Annotated in this window: 2 protein-coding genes; both read right to left on the bottom strand. The window is 70.3% G+C overall.

Annotated features, from left to right (window positions below; translation table 11 throughout):
* Positions 1-16: 16 nt before the first annotated feature.
* Positions 17-259, bottom strand: coding sequence for a three-helix bundle dimerization domain-containing protein (locus tag ACFXGA_RS40230; protein WP_378098498.1), 243 nt, complete (start codon positions 257-259; stop codon positions 17-19).
* Positions 260-416: 157 nt separating this feature from the next.
* Entirely contained in the window at positions 417-1,046 is a 630-nt protein-coding gene (locus ACFXGA_RS40225; protein ID WP_378098496.1) for a substrate-binding domain-containing protein, read from the bottom strand.
* Positions 1,047-1,156 lie beyond the last annotated feature (110 nt).

The following is a 1,156-nucleotide window of genomic DNA, read 5'->3' as shown; positions in this document are numbered from 1 at the left end:
GTCCGACCCGGACCGTTCAGGACGACTGGAGGCGTTGCTGCGCGGAACGGGCGGCCAGGATGGGGAGGAAGCCGTGGACCTTGGCCTGGGCCGCGAGCCGGTGGTAGGCGTCGGTGACGGCGTCGCGCACGACCTGGTAGGCGACGCGGCCCGCCAGGCGGCGGGTCAGTTCCTCGGCGGCCTGGTCCAGTTGGACCTCGACGTTGGCCCGCAGTCGGCGCGGGTCGCGGACCTGGTGCCCTTCGAGCTTCTCGACCATCAGAGCCCTCCCACCACGGGCGGGGGAATCCCCGCCGCCGGCACGTACTCCGAACCGCTGCCGGGATCGACCGTAAGGGTGAACGAGAAGTGACACCAGTCTGGACATCCGATGAATTGCTCATCATCATGCCCGGCGGGACACTCCGACGAACGGGTCATTCCGGACGGCACAGGAGAGGGTTCTCCATCTCCGTGCACGGGCGGTGGCCCGACGCGCGGATGATGTCCTGGCCCACCTGGTTGGTCAGGTAGCGCAGGAAGCTCGCGGGCAGGGCGTCGGCCTGCGGCACGGCGTAGGTGTAGGCGATCTCGGTCTCCCAGAACGGGTAGAGGCCGCGATCCACGCCCTCGGTGGTGGCCTCGAAGCCGTTGATGCGCACCGGCACGACCCCCTCCGTCGCGGTCGCCAGGCCGAACTCGCTGTAGCCGAGCGCGCCGGGTGTGGCCGCCACGGTGTCCAGCACCTCCCGCGTGGAGCCCCGTTCGCACCGCACGACGCCGTCCTGCGCGCCGGCGCCCACGGTCCGGCAGTCGACCGAGTTGGCGCCCTGCTGCCACGAGCCCAGCACGTGCTCCTCCAACGCCCGGCGGGTGCCCGAGCCGGTGTTGCGGCCGACCAGGCGCACCGGCACGTCCTTGCCGCCCACGTCGCGCCAGTTGGCGATCCGGCCCGCGTGCAGGTCCCGGATCTGCGCGGTGGTGAGGTCGCCGACCCCGGTGTCGGGGTGGACCACCAGGGTGAACAGCAGCAACGCCACCGGCCGCGGCAGCAGTTTATGCGACATCACTTGAGTTCGTGGTTCCTCGTGGGGAAGCCGAGGGTCCGTTCCTGCCAGGACCAGGGCGTACAGCGGGTTCCACGATGGAGCACCCTGCTGTGATCGTTCTTCAGGAT

This window comes from Actinosynnema sp. NPDC059335, assembly GCF_042752395.1.
Classification (GTDB): domain Bacteria; phylum Actinomycetota; class Actinomycetes; order Mycobacteriales; family Pseudonocardiaceae; genus Actinosynnema.
The sequence above is the reverse complement of the archived record's forward strand: the minus strand, read 5'-3'. Positions and strand labels throughout refer to the sequence as shown.

What these genes read in the sequence shown, in the direction of transcription:
- ACFXGA_RS40225 (WP_378098496.1), bottom strand. Translation starts at nt 1,046, where the DNA reads ATGTCGCATAAACTGCTGCCGCGGCCGGTGGCGTTGCTGCTGTTCACC.
- ACFXGA_RS40230 (WP_378098498.1), bottom strand. Translation starts at nt 259, where the DNA reads ATGGTCGAGAAGCTCGAAGGGCACCAGGTCCGCGACCCGCGCCGACTG.